The organism is Rhizobium sp. NPDC092011 (genome assembly GCF_044756305.1).
Classification (GTDB): Bacteria; Pseudomonadota; Alphaproteobacteria; order Rhizobiales; family Rhizobiaceae; genus Rhizobium.
The window spans coordinates 944,710-963,673 of the sequence record NZ_JBIVSO010000001.1; the positions used below are offsets into that span (position 1 = coordinate 944,710).

Sequence of the window (18,964 nt, forward strand, 5' to 3'; positions counted from 1 at the left end):
TCGAGGTTGCGTTCAGGCGCCGCAGCGATGCTGCGGCGCCGGCACGAAAGTGTGAGATCAGCGTTCGATCCAGAGGTTCGTCCAATCGCCTTCCACGCCCAGAGCGTAGGGTTGGAAGTTCTTCACCGCTTCGCTGCGATAACGCGGGTTCTTGTTGGCGATCAGTGGAACCACTGGCGCGTCGGCCATGACCATTTCGTCGACTTCGGCCCACAGTTTACCGGTTTCCTCCGGCGTGGTGGCGTTGATTGCTTTCGCCGCAGTCTCGTTGGCTTTCGGGTTGTTGTAGTCGGTGTAGTTATAGGTCTGGTGCGTGCCGTTGAAGGTGAACTGCGGCTGGAAGACGGAGCGCGCTGCGCCGCCGACCCAATCCGGCGTCCAGCCCACCGGCGCGATGTCCCAGGTGCCGTTCTTCGTGTTCACCGGATTGGTCATGAACTTCGAGTAGTAGTCGGCAGCAGTTACCGGCGCGAGTTCAAGCTTGATGCCTGCGCGCGCCATGCTGGCCTGGATGGTGGCGGCTGTTGCCACTTCCAGATCCTTGTTGCGATAGGGCATCTTCAGCGTGATGCCGTTCGGGAAGCCGGCCTCGGCCAGCAGGGCCTTGGCCTTTTCCGGATCGCCCTTGGATTCCGGCGAGGGATAAAGGTCGAATTTGTGATGTCCGAGGACGCCAAGACCGAAAATGCCGGTCGCGGGTTCCGCCACCTTCGGGCCGCCCCATTGCTGCACGATCGCGGCCTTGTCTATGGCATATTCCAGCGCCTTGCGGACGCGGATGTCCTTGAGTGCACCCTTGTTGTTGTCGGAAACGGTGTTGATGAACAGGAAGTTCGTGTTGCCGGCCGAAAGTGCCGTCAGCTTTTCGTCGCCATTGGCGGCAAGTGTCGCCAGGATGGCGGTGGGGACATTGATGTCATAGGCAAGATCGGCATCGCCCGACTGCAACTGCTGCATGATGGCGTCGGCCTGCAGCCCCATGGTGATCTCTATGTTGTCCACATAAGCCTTGCGCAACGGATCGCTCTCTGCCTTCCAGGCGGGATTGCGCACCAGCTTCAGGCTGGTATCCGGCGTATATTCGCCGATTGTATAGGGGCCGCTGCCGACGAAATGCGTGCGGTATTCGGGGCTGTCGGGAAGATAGTCGAGCACCTCGATCGGCGCTGGAGCCGGCATAGGCAGCGAAAGCATATAGATGAAGTCGCCGGCGCGCTCCTTGAGCTTGAAGACGACGGTCTGGTCGTCGGGCGTCTCGATGCCCTTCACGTCGTTTTCTTCCGCATATTTCTTCATATCGGCGGCGGTTGGGGGCACCTTGGCAAAGCCGTCGCAGAATTCGCTCAGACCGGAGATGAGCGCCGTGAAATAGGTCAGCGTCGACGCCTGCATGTGTGGATTGCAAAGCCGCTTGAAGCCGCGCTTCACGTCTGCCGAGGTAATCTGGCGTGCGCCGGAAGGTGCATTCCACATGGCGCCCTGGCGCAGCTTGAACGTATAGGTCAGTCCGTTATCCGTAGGCTGCGGGACTTCCGTCGCGAGATCGCCGACCGGTTTGATCGCAATATCCGGGTCGTTTGACGCTTCGTAGCTGACTAGCTGCCGCGATATGGCGCGCAGCAGATTGTTGGTGTTCACCATGCCTGCCAGCGCAGGGTCGATATGATCAGGCTCGCCAGTGGCGAGAATCCGGAGCGTGCCGCCCGTGACAGGCTCATCGGCCAAGGCGAGGCCCGGCAGCGAAAGAGCGATGAGCAGAGATGCGGCCGATACGGTCGACTTCCATGAAGTGCGCATGTTTATCCTCCCAATTATTTGCGTTTGTTTCTGGTCGCGGGGAAGGCATCCCTCCGAATGCCTTCCCCGCGATGAGGCAGTTTTCCTTTAGAGGTCCATCGGCCAGGTGTCCGACAACCGGTATCCGGCCGGGAATGGATCTGCAGGATCCACCATCAGCTGGTGCGTACCCACGATCCAAGCGCGACCGGAAATGATCGGGCTGATGGCAGATTTGCCATTGAGATCAACAGCGCTGTCGATGCTGCAATGGAATTCCGTGTCAATGAGCGATGTGCCGACGAACTTGTCCCCCACCTTCATCTGACCTTTCGCATGCAGAACCGCCATGCGTGCCGAGCATCCGGTTCCGGTCGGCGAGCGATCGATCTTGCCTGGGCGGATGGCGACGGCGTTCTTCCCCCAGAGGACACCATCCTTCATGCGAACCGGATCGGTGATCTGGCAGAAGGAAATATGGTTCCAGTCGTTGACGGGGTGGCTGAAGCCCAGTTGCTCGTTGGCGGCCTGGGTGATCTTCACGCCGAGACGGGCGATGTCGCGGGCCTGATCCGGCTGCAGGCTGAGGCCGAGCGAAGCTGCGTCCACGAGCACGAAGCTGTCGCCGCCATAGGCGGTATCCACGGTAATGGTGCCGATGCCTTCCACTTCGAGTTTGGCATCGAGCTTGTCGGCAAAGGACGGGACGTTGCGTACATGAATGCGCTCGGCCTTGCCGTTGCTGCATTCCGCCTTGACCTCGATCAGGCCGCCCGGCGCCTCCAGCACCATACGGGTGATCGGCTCCTGCATCGGGATGATGCCCGTGTCGAGCAGAACAGTCGATACACAGATCGAGTTCGATCCGGACATGGGCGGTGTATCCGCCGGCTCCATGATGATCCAGGCCATCTGTGCCTTGGGATCCTTCGGCGGGACCAGCAGGTTCACATGCCGGAAGACGCCGCCGCGCGGCTCGTTGAGAACGAAATTCCGCAGGGTCTCGTCTTCCGCGATCCAGCGCGACTGTTCCCAGACGGTGGCGCCGGGAGGAGGGGCAACTCCGCCGACGATCACGTCGCCGACTTCTCCTTCCGCATGACAGCTGACGACATGGACGACTTTCGATGTACGCATTTCCGCTTCAGTCCCTTTCGAATGCGGGGAGGGAGGCACGAACGGTTGCTGCCCGAAAAGCCGACATTTGGTGTTCCTCCCTTGATAGTCAAGATCGTATACGTTATCTTGAAATTTCGGATAACGTATACGATTTGCGAAGCGCGTCAAGCGCTATTGAGTGGGGGAAAATGCCAAGAGTTCCGTTAGTTGCGCAGGCGGCAAGCGCTCTTGCGTCGCCGAACGAGATCACTGTATTTAGGGGGGATTGCGATCTCCAATCCCCTGCCAACCTTGCGTCTTAATCCCGGGAACGACCACTGAATGCCGCTCAACATTGATCAGATCCCCAATCTGGGTAAGGCACCAAGCACGTCCGATGTGATCCTGAAATTCATCCGAGATTCCATCGCGGACGGTTCGCTCGACGAGGGAGAGCCCATCCGGCAGGATGATGTTGCGCGCCTCTTCAATGTCAGCAAGATTCCGGTTCGCGAGGCGCTGAAGAGGCTTGAGGCCGAGGGGCTGGTTGAGTTCCATCGCAACAAGGGTGCGATCGTCACCACCGTTTCGGAACCGGAAATTGTCCAGATTTTCGAGGTGCGGGCCATTCTGGAAGCCAGCGCTCTCAAACTCTCCATTCCTTTCATGACGGAAAAGACCTTTGATAAGGCACAGGCCTACTGCGATGCTTTTGCGCAGGAGGCCGATGTGGCGCGCTGGTCGGAATTGAACTGGCAATTCCACAGCTGTCTCTATGAAGACGCTCAGCGGCCGTATCTTGTCAGCACCATCCGCTCCATCAACGACCGGCTGGAGCGTTACTTGCGGATCCAGCTCACTCTGTCACGCGGTCTGGAAACGGCTGATCGTGAACATCGCCAGCTATTGGCACTGTGTCGGGCAGGCGATGCGGAAAAGGCGGCCGATTTTCTGACCGCTCATATGATGCGCGCCTGCCAGTCTCTGCTGCATCATCTTCCCGGTCGGCGGCTTTGACAGCCCTTTGACGCCGATATCGGACGGTTGTGACAATGGTTGAGCCTTGACTGTCAGCCTTGACTGTCATCCGTGAGCGAACATGCCGGACGGTTGTCTTCCCGGCATGTCACGCTTGATCGGCGACTTTATACGCCGGCAATCCTTCTAAGATCGTCGATCGCGCCGGGGCCGGCGGCAAGGACGACGGATCCCTTCGTCAAACGCTCACCTTCGATCGGGAAGGGGTGATACCAGCCGCCGGCTTCCTTGACGAGGCAATAGCCGGCCAGGCAATCCCATGCGTGCATATAGGGTTCGTAGTAGCCGACGAGCCGGCCGGCTGCGACATAAGCGAGCATCAGGGCGCCCGATCCGTTGCGAATGAAGTTGCCCTCGGCTTCGAGGATCTGCTGGACCATGTTGGCAACGAAAGCCGGTGACACATGATTGTTGGCGCCGATGCCGGTGAGAGCGTTGCGGATGTTGCGCGTCGAATCCAGTTTCAGCGCTTTGCCGTTGAGCGTGGCACCCTTTCTGGCCGCTGCCACATAAAGCTCGTCGTGGCAGGGCGCCGAGATGACGCCGATGACCGGAACGCCATCGTGCAATACGGCGATGGAAACGCACCAGTTTGGCATGCCGTTGACGAAGGGGCTCGTGCCGTCGATGGGATCGACGACCCAGGTAAAGCCGGAGGTTCCGCCTTCCAGGCCATATTCCTCGCCGAGGATGCTGTCGGCCGGATGGGCATGGTGAATGCGGTTGCGGATCAGGTTTTCCACTTCGCGGTCGGCGATCGAAACGACATCCTGGAGATCGCGCTTGGTCTCGATGATCAGAGTTTCGCGGCGTTTGAAGTAGTCGAGGGCAAGCTTTCCGGCTTCGCGACCCATGGCTTCTGCGAGCGCCAGGCGTGCGTCGAGGTCGGCAAGAATGGGGGATGTCATGCAATGGTCCTTCATGGTCAAGTGGTTGACGGCGTTCAGCCGCCGATAACGGCGATGCCGCGATCCTTGAACGAGATCGTGACATCCGTATGAGGAGGGAGTGCGGCGTCAACCGTCGCGTCAACAACGAAAAGCGAACCGGCGCCGGTTTGCACTTCATATTCGACATGGTCGCCGAGATAGGCGGAATGTGTGATCCGGCCATGGAAGGGTGCATCCGCCGTCTTCGGCGTCAGCGTAATCGCATTCGGCCGGACGGCGAGCTGCGCCGGACCGGGCTTGACCGATCGGCCGGCAACCCGATGACGGAGGCCCTCGACGGAGATCATCGCGCTCTCGCCGTCGATACCGATGACATCGCAGAGCATGACGTTGGCTTCACCCATGAAATCGGCGATGAAGGCCGAGGCGGGAGTGTCGTAGAGTTCGCGCGGTGCACCCTGTTGGGCGATGCCACCGTCCTTCATAACAATGATGCGGTCTGAAACGGCCAGCGCCTCGTCCTGATCATGGGTTACGTAGACGGCGGTGAAGCCGAGGCGCTGTTGCAACTCGCGGATTTCGGTCCTGACACGCCGCCGCAGGCGGGCGTCGAGATTGGAGAGAGGCTCGTCAAGCAGCAGAACCTGAGGTTCGACGACGAGCGCGCGGGCAACGGCGACACGTTGCTGCTGGCCGCCGGACAATTCGGCCGGCAGCCGAAGACCCATTCCCGCCAGCCCCACCAGCTTCAGCGCTTCTTCGGCCCTTTCACGCGCTTCCTTCCGTTTCATGCCCGAGGATTCAAGGCCGTAGGCGACGTTGTCGAGCGACGTCATATGCGGAAACAGGGCGTAGCTCTGGAAAACCATCGAGACATCGCGCTCATTGGCCGGAAGCATGGTGACATCCTTGCCGCCGATGAGGATACGCCCCGCTGAGGGATGTTCGAGGCCGGCCAGCATGCGAAGCGTCGTGGTCTTGCCGCACCCGGAAGGGCCGAGCAACGTGACGAGCGTTCCGGGCTCGATGGTGAGCGACAGGTCCGGAATTGCGTTGAAAGCGCCAAAGGTTTTGCGGACATTCTCGAAGACGACGGAGCCGGGAGCTTTCAGGTTCATGCGGTTTTCTCCTGAGCAAGGGATGCGGGTGCTGATGTTGACGAATGCGTTGCGACGCGGTTCACGCGCCGCAGCCGCCGCTCTCCGACCAGCAGCTGGAAGCCGGCAATGACGGTAATCATAACGACGATGAGGGCAGACGAGTAAGCGATCGCGACCCCATATTCGCCATTCTCGACGAGGCCGACGATATAAGCCGTTGACATGTTGTACTGAGCGCTGACGAGGAAGATCACTGCGCTGATCGAGGTGATGGCGCGCACGAAGGAATAGACCAGCGCGGCGTTGATGGCCGGCCGCAGCAGCGGCAAGATCACCTTGCGGATCGTTCGCAGGCTGTCGGCGCGGAGCGTCAGGGACGCCTCGTCCAGGCTCTTGTCGAGCTGGCTCATGGCGGCGACACCGCCGCGCACGCCGACCGGCATGTTGCGGAAGACGAAGCAGGCGACGAGGATCAAAGCCGTGCCCGTCATCTCGAGCGGCGGCAGGTTGAAAGCCATGATGTAGCTGATGCCGATGACGGTGCCGGGGATGGCGAAGCTCATCATCAGCGCGAATTCGAACAGGCCACGACCGACGAATTTCTGCCGCACGATCAGATAGGCTGTCAGCAAGCCAACGGCAGCCGTCAGCGGCGCCGAGATCAGCGCGATTTCCATTGTCGTCCAGAAGGAATTCCAGGCAACGCCGGTCCAGGCGAGGCCGCCGTCGTCCCGCAAGCCGATCGAGAAGGCCTTGATGTAGTGCTCGACGGTGAGGCTGTTGTCGAGGCCCCAGGTGCGCACGAAGCCGCCGAAGACGATCATGACGTAGACGACGATGGTGAATAGCATCCACGGAATGACGAGCGCGTGAACCGCAATCGAAAGGCCGCGCGGCAACGCGATGTGCGCGCCGGAATCACCCTTGCCGGTCACGGTCGCGAAACTCTTGCCTTGTAGCCAGAGGCGCTGTGCAAGAAAGGCGCTCAAAGTGAAGACGAGGAGAACCATTGCGAGGACGGCGGCACGAGATGGATCGTTCTGCGCGCCGACAACGCTGAAGAATATCTCGGTCGACAGCACACCATGGCTGCCGCCCAGAACCATCGGGTTGCCGAAATCGGCCATGCTCTCGATGAAACCGATCAGGAACGCGTTTGCCAGGCCTGGCTTCATCAACGGCAAGGATACGCGCCAGAAGGTGCGCCAGCGGTTGGCGCGCAGCGTCTGCGAGGCCTCCTCCATGGACGGGCTGACGCCTTCGACGACGCCGATCAGAACGAGGAAGGAAATCGGCGTGAAGGACAGTACCTGCGCGATCCAAATGCCCGTCAGCCCATAGAGCCAACGGCCAGGCTCGGTGCCGAAGAGAGAAGCGAAGGCTTCGGTGACGACACCTGCGCGGCCGAAGAGCAGAGTGAGCGCCAGTCCCACCACGAATGGCGGTGTGATGATCGGCAGGATCGTCAGGAGGCGTAATCCCTTCTTGAAGGGGAATTGCGTGCGGGTCGCGACGAGTGCAAAACACAAGCCGAGCAGCGTTGAGCCGCCGGCCGTCATGATAGCAAGCCATAGGGTGCGCCAGGCAAGACCACAGCGATCGCCGCCCACCACGCAGCTGAGGCTCCAAAGAGAAGGATCCTGAATGTTTGCGATGAAGCCATCCGGATTGAACGATCCGTCGAAGGACTGGAAGGCGCCGACGAACATGCTGCCAACGGGATAGAAGACGAAGATCGCGACGAGGACGATCAGCAGGGTAATGGCGCTGACGACGAAGGCATCGCCCTTCATGACTCCGCGTTCCGCAAGGCCGAAGGAAAAGAGCAGTACGAAGACGATACCGAGCGTGACGGCGCCGGCACCCATTGCCGGCTGGCCATCCGCAAGTGCGCCGAAAAGCTTTTCGCCGATCGCCCAGGTCCAACCCGAAGAGGTGATTGCAAGCCCCTGCAGCGCGAGAAAGACAAAGCCCAACGCGCCTGCCCATGCCATGAGCGCGCCGCGTCGCATAGGATTGTCGATCAAGCGCGCGACGCCGCCGAGCAGGAAAAGCCCGGCGGCGATCGCGAGCCACCATCGGCCAAAGCTGAATATTTCCAGGATTCCCGGCGCTGTGGAGGGGTCGCTAGGAAAGCTGCTCAACCAGCTAAAGCCGAAGAAGCCGCCTTCGATGCGATACCATGGGAGTAGTATCACGGCGGCCGTGCCGAAGATGAGCGCAAGATCCAGCCGGCGTTTGCTATGGGTCATGGTCGGACAAGCATCCTGTTCAGCAGAGTTCGTGCAAGGCGCGGACCGGGCTCAGTCGATCCCGATCCGCGGAGATGAAGACGGGCGATCAATTGGCCTTCGCGCCGATTTCCTTGTCCCAGCGGGCAAGCAGAGCTTTGCGGACAGTGGGGTCGCCGTATTTCTTGAAGTCGTAGTCGATCAGCTTGATGTCCTCGAACTTCGGCGCTTCCTTCGGGACGGCAGCCGATTTGTTGGAGGGCAGCTGGTAGGACTTGGCATCCTTCATGTGCGATTGCGCATCGGCACTGAGTGCCCAATCATACCATTTCTTGGCATTCTCGAGGTTCCGTGCGCCCTTGATGATCGACATGGAACCGATCTCGTAGCCGGTGCCCTCGCAAGGTGCGACCGCCCTGATGGGGAAGCCTTCGACGGTTTGTGCAACGGCGTCATGCATGAAGACGATGCCGATCGTCGATTCCCCGCGAGCAGCCGCCTTTACGGGAGCGGAGCCGGATTTGGTGTATTGCGACACGTTCGCATTCAGCTTGGAAAGATAGTCGAAGGCCTTGTCTTCGCCCATGATCTGCACGAGCGTTGCCAAGGTGTTGTAAGATGTTCCGGATGAATTCGGATTGGCGATCTGGATTTCACCCTTGTAGGACGTATCAAGCAGATCGGCCCAGCATTTGGGTTCCTTCAACCCTTTTTTCTTCAGGATATCGGTGTTGTAGCCCCAGCCGAGCGCACCTGCATAAACGCCGACAGTGCGAAATTTGGCGCTTTCGGCCTGCTTCTTGGCCCAGTCCTGCAGCTGGTCGAAGAGCGGAGACTTGTATTCAAGGGTAAGGCTCTCTGTTGCCGCCTGCAGGTGAGGATCGCCGGTTCCCGCCCACCAGATGTCCGTCTTCGGATTGCGCGCTTCGGCACGGATCTTGGCATAGGTTTCGCCGGCAGAAAGCCGGACCATGTTGACCTTGATGTCGCTCTGCTTTTCGAAAAGACCTTTCATCAGGTCGCAGACCTCGGGGTCTGCCGAGCAGATTACGTTGAGATCGCCTGCCGCGTGTGCCGACCAGGCAATAGAAGATATCCCCGCGGCAAGGGCTGCCGCGGCCAAATTGACCAATCTCATGATGTCCTCCTGCTTTTGCGGCGCCTCCACGCCGAGCGCTTTTTGCAAGCGTGTGCAAATGCTGCATTGGTTATCCTGGCTTGTCAACCATGGCTGTCATAAAAGATTCACAAAACTGACATGATCGGCATATTGCACGCGCTTGCAAATCATGATGAACTTCGGTGCAACAGGGGAGGAAACTGTGTCGCAGCGAGATTTTGTCAGCGCGGATGAGGTGGCGCGACGGGCAGGCGTTTCACGCTCGGCCGTGTCGCGGGCCTTTACGCCGGGCGCCAGCGTATCGGACGCCACCCGGCAAAAAGTTCTGCAGGCGGCGGAAGAGCTTGGATATCAGGTCAATCATCTTGCACGCGGATTGATGCGCAATGAGAGCGGCATCGTCTGTCTGATCGTTTCGGACGTAGCGACACCGTATCGGTCGACCTTGCTGCGCGAATTGACTTTGCAGCTGCAGCTCGCGGGAAAGGTCGCGATGCTGATCAATACGGACCGTTCCGATGGCAGCGTCAACAGGGCGCTCGAGCAGGCGATCCGATACCGGGCGGATGCCTCCGTGATCCTTTCGGGACTGCCCGACAAGTCGATTACGGAGCTGTGCCTGCGAAGCGGCCAGCGGCTTGTCCTGATCAATCGCGATGAGGATCAGTCAGGCGCGCTTCACATCAATCTCGACGATTGGGAGGCTGCCAGTCGCGTCGTGACGGCGTTCATGCGGGCGGGATGCTCAAGGCTTGCATTTGCGAATTCGGAAGCCGGAACGCCGAGCCTGATGGCGCGCGAAGAAGGCTTCATCGCCGCGGCGAGAGAGCATGGGCTGGATGTGATCGTGGAGCGGCACGGCTCGACCGGATACGAGGCCGGCCGTGTGGTGGCGCAGCGTTTGCTGACCAGGAAGGAACGTCCCGATGCCGTCTTTTGTGCCACCGATTTGCTGGCGTGCGGCCTGCTGGATGCGGCCCGGCATCAATTTTCGCTCTCCATTCCACAGCAGCTTTGCATTGTCGGCTTCGATGATATCGAGCAAGCATCCTGGTCGTCCTACCGGCTGACGACGTTTGCTCAGCCGATAGGAGCGATCGCGCGCGAGGCCGTGGCCTGGCTCTCGCAGGGCGGGGTCGCAGATGGGCGATCGTTGACATTGCAGGCGGATCTGATTTGGCGTGATTCCGTCAGGGGCGGTTAGCGCTCCGCTCTTTATGACAAAGATATGGATCCGCTATCATGTTGCTATCAAAAGGAAATATCTTTTTCAAAACGTTTATATGACAATACCTCTTGCAAAGAGTATCAAGTGAGTAAAGCATAGTCGGCTAATGAGTCTGGCGCATTGTGACTGGGTTGCCCGATCAAAATCGGGCAGCGACTGCTGAGGGAGGAGTACATGCCGGCTACCGGAGAACCCATCATATTGGGAGGTCATCATCCATCGCCCTTGCGAGACATGCGCGAGACACGATCGGCTGCGCAGGCAGCCACGATTGCACATAGATGACGAAGAAGACCTATCTCAGACATCTGGCGGGCGAAGCTGACAAGCTCTTCAATGGCCAGGCAATCGAGCAATATGCCGCTATCTGCTACCGGCGGCAGACCGGCGGTCAGGATTTGGAAGTGCTGTTGATCACGTCGCGCGAAAGCGGCCGATGGGTCATTCCCAAGGGATGGCCGATGGACAGGAAGCTGCCGCACCAGGTCGCCGAGCGTGAGGCGTGGGAGGAGGCGGGGGTCAAGGGAAAGGCCAGGAAGAAGAGTTTCGGCTACTACACCTATCTGAAATCGCTCGATACCGGCACAACTGTGCCGTCGATGGTGCAGGTCCATCTTCTTGAAGTCAGTTCCATGAGCGCGCAATTTCCGGAGCACGGTCAGCGGCGGCTGCAGTGGTTTTCTCCAAGCGAAGCGGCCGCACAGGTGCGGGAGCCGGAATTGAAGGGGCTCCTGCGCATGATTGAGGGTGCGCTTGCAAAGGAGGCGAAGACAAGAGGAGCGACCCCGAAATAAAGATCGCTCGCAAATGTGCGCAGACGGCCGCTCTTGGCGATACAGCGTGCGCCCGTCACTAACATATGCACGCCTGCCGAGGCCTGGCAAATTGACGACTTATCTATGGTTTGGCTTCCAGCAGCGGTAAACCTGCCTGGTACTCGCCATCGCCGTGGGAGGGTGGGTTCACACCCTTCGAGCCAACCGTGCCGCCAATGCGGCTCTCACATCCTCTTCGGCCTGATCAAGCAGCGTGATCAAGGCTTTACTTGCAGCATCCGGATCCCGCGCCGCAATGCTCTCCACCACGTTTCGATGCAGCGGCAGGGAGTGATGCTGGCCGTGCGGATTGTCGTCGGTAAGCCGGAAGCTGATGACCAGCGCCGTCTCGATCAAGGCGGCAAGCGAGCCGATGAGTTCGTTACCGGACATGCGCAGGATGGCTTGATGGAAGGCGAGATCCGGTATGGCAAAACGTTCGCCATCGTCGCCGGCCTTCTCCATTTCGACAAGCAGGGACCGTAGCTCGGAGACTTGCTGCTCTGTCGCACGCTGTGCCGCCAAGGCGCCTGCCGTCGGTTCGATCGCGCGCCGCAGCTCAAAGAGGGAGCGCGCCTCTTCGATCGTGGTTCTCGATCCATAGCGCCACACCAGCACATCGGGATCAAGGAAGTTCCAGTCTTTGCGAGGCCGCACACGGGTTCCCGTCCTTGGCCTCGATTCCACCATGCCCTTGCCGGCGAGAACCTTGATCGCCTCGCGAAGCACGGTGCGGCTTACGCCGTAGGAGGCGCTCCAATCATCCGCATTGGGCAATTGGTCGCCCGGCAAAAAATCGCCACGTACGATGCTTTGGCCAATCTCATTGAGCACTCTGCCATGGAGACTGATGCCCGCAGATCCCTCCATGCGGGGGGCTCCCATCAATGTTTTCAACAGCCCGCGCTCATTCTTCATACTATTCATATTATTGTCACTTCACTCTTTTATTTATCCTATTATTGAACATGCGTTTTACGGAAACGTCAATGAGCGGCAGACTTACGTGCGAAATATATTTTCGTTCGGAACTGTAGTTACTCAGAAGAATTTAAATAATTCCGCGATTTCTAAATTATATATGAGTGTAAATTCTAATAATATTTACGGAGCTGAATTTATATTAAAGTCAATATTTAAAAATCTGGCGAACTGATAGCCAAATAGAACTTGGTCCTGTTCACAGGGCAAGCAAGTAAAATCTCCCATTGTGCGCCATCAACACATGTTTTGAGGCGACTGGATCCTGCCTCTTGGCCCGGCATTCGACGGGCTGCCCTCGCCATCGCTGCATGTTCCGCCGCCGATCTCTCCTGCATCGGAGGCATTCGTGCGGCCATTCAAAATTCATGAAAAGGAAGCTTAGAAATGCCCCTGAAGATCGAAGAATGCGCACGCAAATCGAAGGCTCGGATAGCTGCGCGACGGGAAGCCGTCGTTACCTCGCTCATTTTGCTGTCGAGCATGGCGTGCCTGGTATCGGCTCCGGCCCACGCTGCCGAGCCCTGGATCATGGTCGAAAAGCGAAGCTTCACAGACAATCCGATCCCCTATCGCGGCCAGGGGGTGACGACGGACGGAACGAACTGGTATTTTTCCGGCACGAACGCGTTGGATAAAACCAACGCAAATTTCGAGACCAGCCTGAAGACGTCCTCGGCCATTGCGGCAGCTTTGGCAAACCCGTCTGCGGTGGCTCCCAAGGGTCTCAACCATATCGGTGATATCGACTACGCCAATGGCCTGCTCTACATATCCTTGGATTCCAGCCGCCGCGATCCAGTCACTGGCGCCAAATACAACACGCCGGTCTTTGCGATCTACAATGCGAGCGACCTCAGCTTTACGGGTCAGGCCTTTGCGCTGAACCCGCCGCACGGCAAGCAGGATATTGCCAGCTGGGTTGCCGTAGACGCCAAAAACGGCGTTGGCTACGGCATGGCTTACGACAATGCCAAGGAGATCGCAGTCTACAATCTCTCGGACTGGACCTTTAAGAAATACATCCCTCTGTCGCAGACAATCGATCAGGCTCAGGGCGGGAAGATCCTCGATGGCTGGATGTATTTCTCCACCGACAACGATTCGAAGACCATCTATCGCGCCAATCTGGCGACCGGCCAGGTGGAAGTATTGGGGAACCTCAAGATCGACGGCGAGCAGGAAGTCGAAGGCCTGTCGTTCGGCCAGACCAAGGATGGATGGTCGCTCTATATCTTGAACAGAGAAGCAATCGGCACAACCGGCACCGATGGGATCGGCTTCTACCGTTACCTGCGCCCTTATGGGAACGCCCTGTCCGGGGAAATCCATGCCAGCGTCAAGGGCACGTTCATAACCGATAGCGCCTACCTGCGCGATACCGTCAGCAACCGCATCCGCACGGCTTTCGACAACGTCGGTGCGTCGTCGTCGATGGTGACGACCTATGACGAAAAAGGCATGCACCAGGCCACCGGCAGCACCGAAGGCATCGCCATCTGGAGCGAAGCGTTCGGCTCGAAAAGCAAGGCAGACGGCGAGGGATATGCCGCGGGCATAGATCATTCGACGGGAGGATTTCTTGTTGGAGCCGATGCCGCTGCCGGAACATGGCGGTTCGGCTTGGTCGGAGGATATAGCAACACCAGCTTCGACGTCGACGCCCGTTCCTCGTCCGGCTCCAGCGACAACTATCATTTCGGTCTTTATGGCGGATCGCAATGGGATGCGATCGGTTTCAGAACCGGCGTGTTCTATTCGGCGCACAGCCTAAACACCATGCGCCACGTCGTTTTCCCGGCTTTCAACGAAACGCTTTCCGCCGACTACGATGCCCGCACGACCCAAGCCTTTGCGGAACTCGGCTACAAGGTCAATCTGAGCGCTGTCGCCTTCGAGCCCTTTGCCAATCTCGCTTACGTTCACTTGAAGAGCGACGGCTTTTCGGAAACCGGGGGAACAATTGCCGCGCTATCGAGCGACGGAAATTCGACCAATGCCACCTTCACGACAATCGGCCTGCGTGCGTCCACCGATATTCCTCTGGCGGACACGAAGGTGAAGGCGCGCGGAATGGTTGGCTGGAAGCATGCTTATGGCGACGTGACGCCAAATTCCGAGTTTGCTTTCAAATCGGGTGCCAGTTTCGGCATAGACGGTGCGCCGATCGCCAAAGACGCATTGGCCTTGGAGGCGGGTCTCGACTTTGCCGTTTCGCAGAACGCGGCCATCAGCGCTTCCTATACCGGTCAGGTTGCGCGCAATAGCACGGACCATACATTCAAGCTGAATGTCGGTATGAAATTCTAAGCGGAGTAGCAGCCCTCCGCTGAACAGCAGACAGGAAATTCATGGGAAGACGGTCGCTCAATGGCGGCCGTCTTTTTTGACGCTATCATTATCGCGCTGCGCGCAGACGGATCTTTCCGGCTCTCTTCGAGTGATCCGGAGCCGGCGTCCGGAACCCGCCCATTGCAATCGATGGTGTTTTGCTCTGAAATGGCATCGGGAGGAGGGCCCAATGACCAATAACCATCAGACGCTGTATCGTGAACGCCTGCGGTCTGCAAAGGAGGCCGTCGCTTTAATCCCGTCAGGCGCGAAGGTCGCAATGCCGATCGCCGCCGGACAGCCGCCCGCCATTCTCGCGGCATTGGCCGAACAGGCCCGAGCGGGAGCCATAGACAAGGTGCGGCTTCATTATCTGCTTTGCACCGGGGTCGCGGGCACGAGCGTATTCGATTTCGACCTGCGCGACACCATCATTCCCATAAGCTACTTCCACGGCGGGGTGGAGCGTGCGTTGGACAAAAAGCGATTGGCTGAGGCATTGCCGGCGGTCGACCTGGTTCCCTGCCACTTCAGCCAGGTGCCGCGCTCGCTGGTCGAGCATGTCGGGGTCGATACGCTGATTGCGACCGTTTCGCCTATGGATGCCGAAGGCAATTTCAGCCTCGGCGCCAGCACGGACTACGCGCTGACGGTTTCACGGAAACCGGGAATCCGGATCATCCTCGAAGTCAATGCCAAGATGCCCTATGTGCGCGGCGACTGCATGATCCCTCTGTCGAGCGTGACGGCGGTTGTCGAGAACAATGTAAGCCTGCCACTCTTGCCCGTTGCGCCGCGTAACGAGGTCGACGATGTCATCGGTGCGATCGTTGCGGGTCTCGTGGAAGACGGCGATTGCCTCCAGATGGGTATCGGCGCCTTGCCGGACGCTGTCTGCTCGCGGCTTTCGCACCATCGTCATGTCGGCATCCACACGGAAATGATGACGACCGGCCTTGCCAATCTGATCAAGGCGGGCGTGGTGGACAACAGCCGCAAACAGACCCATGTCGGACGGTCGATCTTCACCTTCGCACTGGGGGATCAGGCTCTCTACGATTTTCTGGGCAACAACCCGGATGTCGAGGCGCACCCCGTCGACTACGTAAACAATCCTTTCGTCATTGCCCGCAACGACCGTGCCGTGTCGGTCAACGCCACCATGCAGATAGACCTCAACGGCGCCTGCAACTCGGAATTCGTCAACGGAAGGCAGTTCAGCGCATCCGGCGGCCAGGTGGATTTCGTGCGCGGCGCCTATGCCTCGCGCGGGGGGCGATCGATCATCGCCTGTCATTCGACGGCGGCGAAGGGGACGTTGTCGCGCATCGTGCCGGCGCTGTCCGGTCCGGTGACGACATCGCGCAACGACACGCATATCGTGGTCACCGAATATGGATGGACCAATCTCAAGGGAAAGTCGGTCGCAGAGCGAGCAAAGGCGCTAATCTCGCTGGCGCACCCGGATTTCCGCGAGGAGCTTGATCGGGGTGCGCATGCGGCGGGACTTTACGCGCCAGGTTGACGACTTGGATGAAGGTCTTCCCGGGCTCTTCGCCAGGGATTGGGAGGCCCCACAGGTTTCGGACGGACTGATCCTGAGACGATTTGAAAGGAGACTGCGCGTTCCGTTTCCGGGAAGGCGCGCTTTCAGCACGTTCAATTTATAGGGTGCCCGATTGCAGGGAAAATCATTCCTTTAATGCACTAATTTTATAGATAATATCAAAATAAGAACACGTAATCGTGCGGGCCTTTTGCCCCGAAGTAACGATCAGCGGATGCCTTGTCTGGAGCCTTCATGGACACTGTTGTTTATCTCGCCTCTCTTGCAACCCGCCCCGCCGTGGTGACGGGCAAACGTTTCTGGCCGGCCGTTCAACATCTGCTGGCGGCGCTGATGGTGTTCGTCTCGTTCCTCCTGCTCGTGCATGCCATCTGCGGAGCTTGAGGTTGAGCCTATCCGAGCTGGCTTTCAAACCGTCTCGTTCGACAAGAGGAGAGTTGAATGACGAGAATATACAATAGTTTCTCGGAGCTCATTGGCAATACACCGCTTCTGGAGCTGCACAATTACCGCAGAAACCGTCGCCTCGACGCGCGTATCCTCGCCAAAGTCGAATACTTCAACCCGGCCGGCAGTATCAAGGATCGCATCGCCTGGGGGATCATAAAGGAGGCTGAGGATGCAGGCAAGATCCGTCCCGGCGATCTGCTTGTCGATGTCACAAGCGGTAATACGGGGATTGGATTGGCCGCCGTTGCCGCATCGCGCGGCTACCGGACAAAATTCTATTTGAGCGACAATATAAGTCAGGACAAGGTGAAGCTGCTGCGCCTGTTCGGTGCAGAGCTTGTCATCGTGAAGAACGAGTTCTTCCTGGACCCGGAGGCGCTGGACAAGATCACCGCCCGTGTGCGGGATGAGAATCCAACCGCATTTTTCACGGATCAGCTCGCCAACCCGGCAAATCCGCGCACCCATTTCGAAACGACCGGACCGGAAATCTGGCGTGATACGGAAGGCACGGTGGATATCTTCGTTGGCGGCGTCGGCACCGGCGGAACGATTTCGGGTGCCGGCAAGTTTCTGCGATCGAAGAAACCGGACGTAAAAATCATCATCGCAGAACCTGCACTGGAATCGCTGCCGACGGAGGAAAATCCCTATCCGGATGAGATCGACGGTGTTCATAAGGTGAGCGAAGTGCCGCCCGAACAGCTGCCGCGCAATTTCGACACGGCGATCGCCGATGAGGTCATTCCACTTAATACGGCCGATGCGCGAGCCACGGCACGCGCTCTTGCCGCCGAAGAGGGCATATTTGCCGGAACATCGTCGGGAGCGGTGCTCTGGGCTGCGACGCAGCTCGCCGTGAAGCCGGAAAATGCCGGCAAGGTCATCGTCGCGGTCCTGCCCGATACGGGGGAGCGCTATCTGTCAACTGCGTCAACGGAGGAGATTGCGTGAGCGAGAAAGGCGATCGGCAGAATGCAAGTGGCCCTAACACACAACTCGTCAGGGCAGGGTACGATCCGTTCGATTATCACGGCTTTATCAATCCGCCGACCGTGCATGCTTCGACCGTCCTGTTCCCGGACGCGCAGACGATGGCTCGGCACGGCCAGAAATACACCTACGCGACGCGCGGAACGCCGACCACCGATGCGCTCTGCAATGCTATCAACGAGCTGGAGGGAGCGGCCGGCACCATCCTCGTGCCCTCTGGACTTGCTGCCGTCACCATTGCTTTCCTCGCCTACCTCTCGCCCGGCGACCATGCGCTCGTCGTCGATTCCGTTTATGGCAACGTCCGGCATTTCTGCGATACGATGCTTGGGCGGTTCGGAATTGAGGTCGAGTATTACGATCCGGCCATCGGCGCTGATGTCGAGGCTTTGTTCCGCAGCAACACCAGGCTTGTACACACCGAAGCCCCCGGCTCGAATACGTTCGAGATGCAGGATATTCCGGCTATCGCCGAGGTGGCGCACCGGCATAATGCTGTGGTGACCATGGACAATACCTGGGCAACGCCGCTCTATTTCAAACCCTTGGATTTCGGCGTCGACGTATCCATTCAGGCCTCGACGAAATATCCGGCGGGTCATGCCGATGTGTTGATGGGGACCATCTCCGCCAATGCCGGACATTGGCGGCAATTGAAACATGCCAATGGAGCGCTCGGCCTATGCGGAACGCCTGACGACGCCTATCAGGTTCTTCGCGGCCTCCGCACGATGGGCATCCGGCTGGAGCGACACCAGGCAAACGCCTTGGCTGTGGCGAGGTGGCTCGAGCAGCGACGTGATGTCGAGCGCGTTCTTTTTCCGGCATTGGAGAGCTTTCCCGGCCATGAAATCTGGAAGCGCGATTTCAAGGGGGCCGGAGGCGTCCTTTCATTCGTGCTCGCGGCCGACGGTCAGCAGGATTTCAGTTTGAGGGCACAGAAGTTTCTCGACGGACTGTCGCTTTTCGGTCTCGGCTACTCCTGGGGCGGATATCAGAGTCTGGCGCTGGTGGTTGATCTCGGCGACCGCCGAATCCTGCAGCCGCCGCAGGAAGGGCCGCTTGTCCGGTTGCAGATCGGCCTTGAAGATGTCGGGGATCTGCTCGCCGATCTTGAGCGAGCGTTTGCCGCAAGCACTGCTGGATGAGCCATAGAGCCGCCGTCCAGCAGAGGTAGCAAGGATGTCGCCCAAGGGCGGCTCGATTGAGCTCGAATACCAAAGCTGCCCCCTCCAGTGTCCGAGCGCGAGCGCCAAGCCGAAAAAGGGCGTATTCGCGCAAAAGCCGCACAATCTTTAGGGGCGAACAAAACCACTATATAAGCACTGGCGAAACAGCTACGCCCG

Annotated in this window: 15 protein-coding genes; 8 read left to right on the plus strand and 7 right to left on the minus strand. The window is 58.9% G+C overall.

Translation table 11 applies throughout. The features are described 5' to 3' along the window. Window positions 1-57: 57 nt before the first annotated feature. Both ACIQJ2_RS04455 and ACIQJ2_RS04460 read right to left on the minus strand, forming a co-directional pair. On the minus strand, window positions 58-1,797 hold the full coding sequence (locus ACIQJ2_RS04455; protein ID WP_199143067.1) for an ABC transporter substrate-binding protein: 1,740 nt from the start codon (window positions 1,795-1,797) through the stop codon (window positions 58-60). Between the two features lie 87 nt (window positions 1,798-1,884). Continuing rightward, entirely contained in the window at window positions 1,885-2,913 is a 1,029-nt protein-coding gene (locus tag ACIQJ2_RS04460; protein ID WP_199143065.1) for a trans-3-hydroxy-L-proline dehydratase, read from the minus strand. Window positions 2,914-3,216: 303 nt separating this feature from the next. Between ACIQJ2_RS04460 and ACIQJ2_RS04465 the strand changes: the two genes are divergently transcribed. Further along, window positions 3,217-3,891 carry a GntR family transcriptional regulator gene (locus ACIQJ2_RS04465; RefSeq protein WP_199092292.1) on the plus strand — a complete coding sequence of 225 codons (675 nt, stop codon included), beginning with the start codon at window positions 3,217-3,219 and terminating at the stop codon, window positions 3,889-3,891. A gap of 128 nt (window positions 3,892-4,019) precedes the next feature. On the opposite strand, the gene ACIQJ2_RS04470 is transcribed toward ACIQJ2_RS04465, so the two are convergent. The 4 genes from ACIQJ2_RS04470 to ACIQJ2_RS04485 form a co-directional block, all read right to left on the minus strand. Next, the gene (locus ACIQJ2_RS04470; RefSeq protein WP_400665379.1) at window positions 4,020-4,820 is read right to left on the minus strand and encodes an inositol monophosphatase family protein; all 801 of its coding nucleotides are present in this window, start codon (window positions 4,818-4,820) and stop codon (window positions 4,020-4,022) included. Window positions 4,821-4,855: 35 nt separating this feature from the next. After that, window positions 4,856-5,920 (minus strand): ABC transporter ATP-binding protein, encoded by a 1,065-nt coding sequence (locus ACIQJ2_RS04475; RefSeq protein WP_400665378.1) that lies wholly within the window; start codon window positions 5,918-5,920, stop codon window positions 4,856-4,858. Further along, complete coding sequence (locus ACIQJ2_RS04480) at window positions 5,917-8,154, minus strand: iron ABC transporter permease (RefSeq protein WP_199143059.1); 2,238 nt, start codon at window positions 8,152-8,154, stop codon at window positions 5,917-5,919. The genes ACIQJ2_RS04475 and ACIQJ2_RS04480 overlap by 4 nt, the downstream gene beginning before the upstream one ends. 88 nt (window positions 8,155-8,242) lie before the next feature. After that, entirely contained in the window at window positions 8,243-9,271 is a 1,029-nt protein-coding gene (locus ACIQJ2_RS04485; RefSeq protein ID WP_400665377.1) for an ABC transporter substrate-binding protein, read from the minus strand. Window positions 9,272-9,455: 184 nt separating this feature from the next. On the opposite strand from ACIQJ2_RS04485, the gene ACIQJ2_RS04490 reads away from it, so the two are divergent. Together ACIQJ2_RS04490 and ACIQJ2_RS04495 are read left to right on the plus strand one after the other, a co-directional pair. Next, complete coding sequence (locus ACIQJ2_RS04490; RefSeq protein WP_400665376.1) at window positions 9,456-10,457, plus strand: LacI family DNA-binding transcriptional regulator; 1,002 nt, start codon at window positions 9,456-9,458, stop codon at window positions 10,455-10,457. Window positions 10,458-10,762: 305 nt separating this feature from the next. Then, on the plus strand, window positions 10,763-11,275 hold the full coding sequence (locus ACIQJ2_RS04495; RefSeq protein ID WP_400665375.1) for an NUDIX hydrolase: 513 nt from the start codon (window positions 10,763-10,765) through the stop codon (window positions 11,273-11,275). Between the two features lie 168 nt (window positions 11,276-11,443). On the opposite strand, the gene ACIQJ2_RS04500 is transcribed toward ACIQJ2_RS04495, so the two are convergent. Next, a complete protein-coding gene (locus tag ACIQJ2_RS04500; protein ID WP_400665374.1) occupies window positions 11,444-12,166 on the minus strand; it encodes a FadR/GntR family transcriptional regulator in 723 nt (240 codons plus the stop codon). A gap of 498 nt (window positions 12,167-12,664) precedes the next feature. On the opposite strand from ACIQJ2_RS04500, the gene ACIQJ2_RS04505 reads away from it, so the two are divergent. The 5 genes from ACIQJ2_RS04505 (at window position 12,665) to ACIQJ2_RS04525 (ending at window position 18,766) form a co-directional block, all read left to right on the plus strand. Beyond that, the gene (locus tag ACIQJ2_RS04505) at window positions 12,665-14,587 is read left to right on the plus strand and encodes an autotransporter domain-containing protein (protein WP_400665373.1); all 1,923 of its coding nucleotides are present in this window, start codon (window positions 12,665-12,667) and stop codon (window positions 14,585-14,587) included. Between the two features lie 211 nt (window positions 14,588-14,798). Then, on the plus strand, window positions 14,799-16,133 hold the full coding sequence (locus ACIQJ2_RS04510; protein ID WP_400665371.1) for an acetyl-CoA hydrolase/transferase family protein: 1,335 nt from the start codon (window positions 14,799-14,801) through the stop codon (window positions 16,131-16,133). A 276-nt stretch (window positions 16,134-16,409) separates the two neighbouring features. Beyond that, on the plus strand, window positions 16,410-16,559 hold the full coding sequence (locus tag ACIQJ2_RS04515) for a hypothetical protein (protein WP_199143041.1): 150 nt from the start codon (window positions 16,410-16,412) through the stop codon (window positions 16,557-16,559). 57 nt (window positions 16,560-16,616) lie between these two features. After that, window positions 16,617-17,579: a PLP-dependent cysteine synthase family protein gene (locus ACIQJ2_RS04520; RefSeq protein ID WP_400665369.1), complete on the plus strand. Its 963-nt coding sequence runs from the start codon at window positions 16,617-16,619 to the stop codon at window positions 17,577-17,579. Beyond that, entirely contained in the window at window positions 17,576-18,766 is a 1,191-nt protein-coding gene (locus ACIQJ2_RS04525) for a cystathionine beta-lyase (RefSeq protein WP_400665367.1), read from the plus strand. The genes ACIQJ2_RS04520 and ACIQJ2_RS04525 overlap by 4 nt, the downstream gene beginning before the upstream one ends. Window positions 18,767-18,964: the final 198 nt, after the last annotated feature.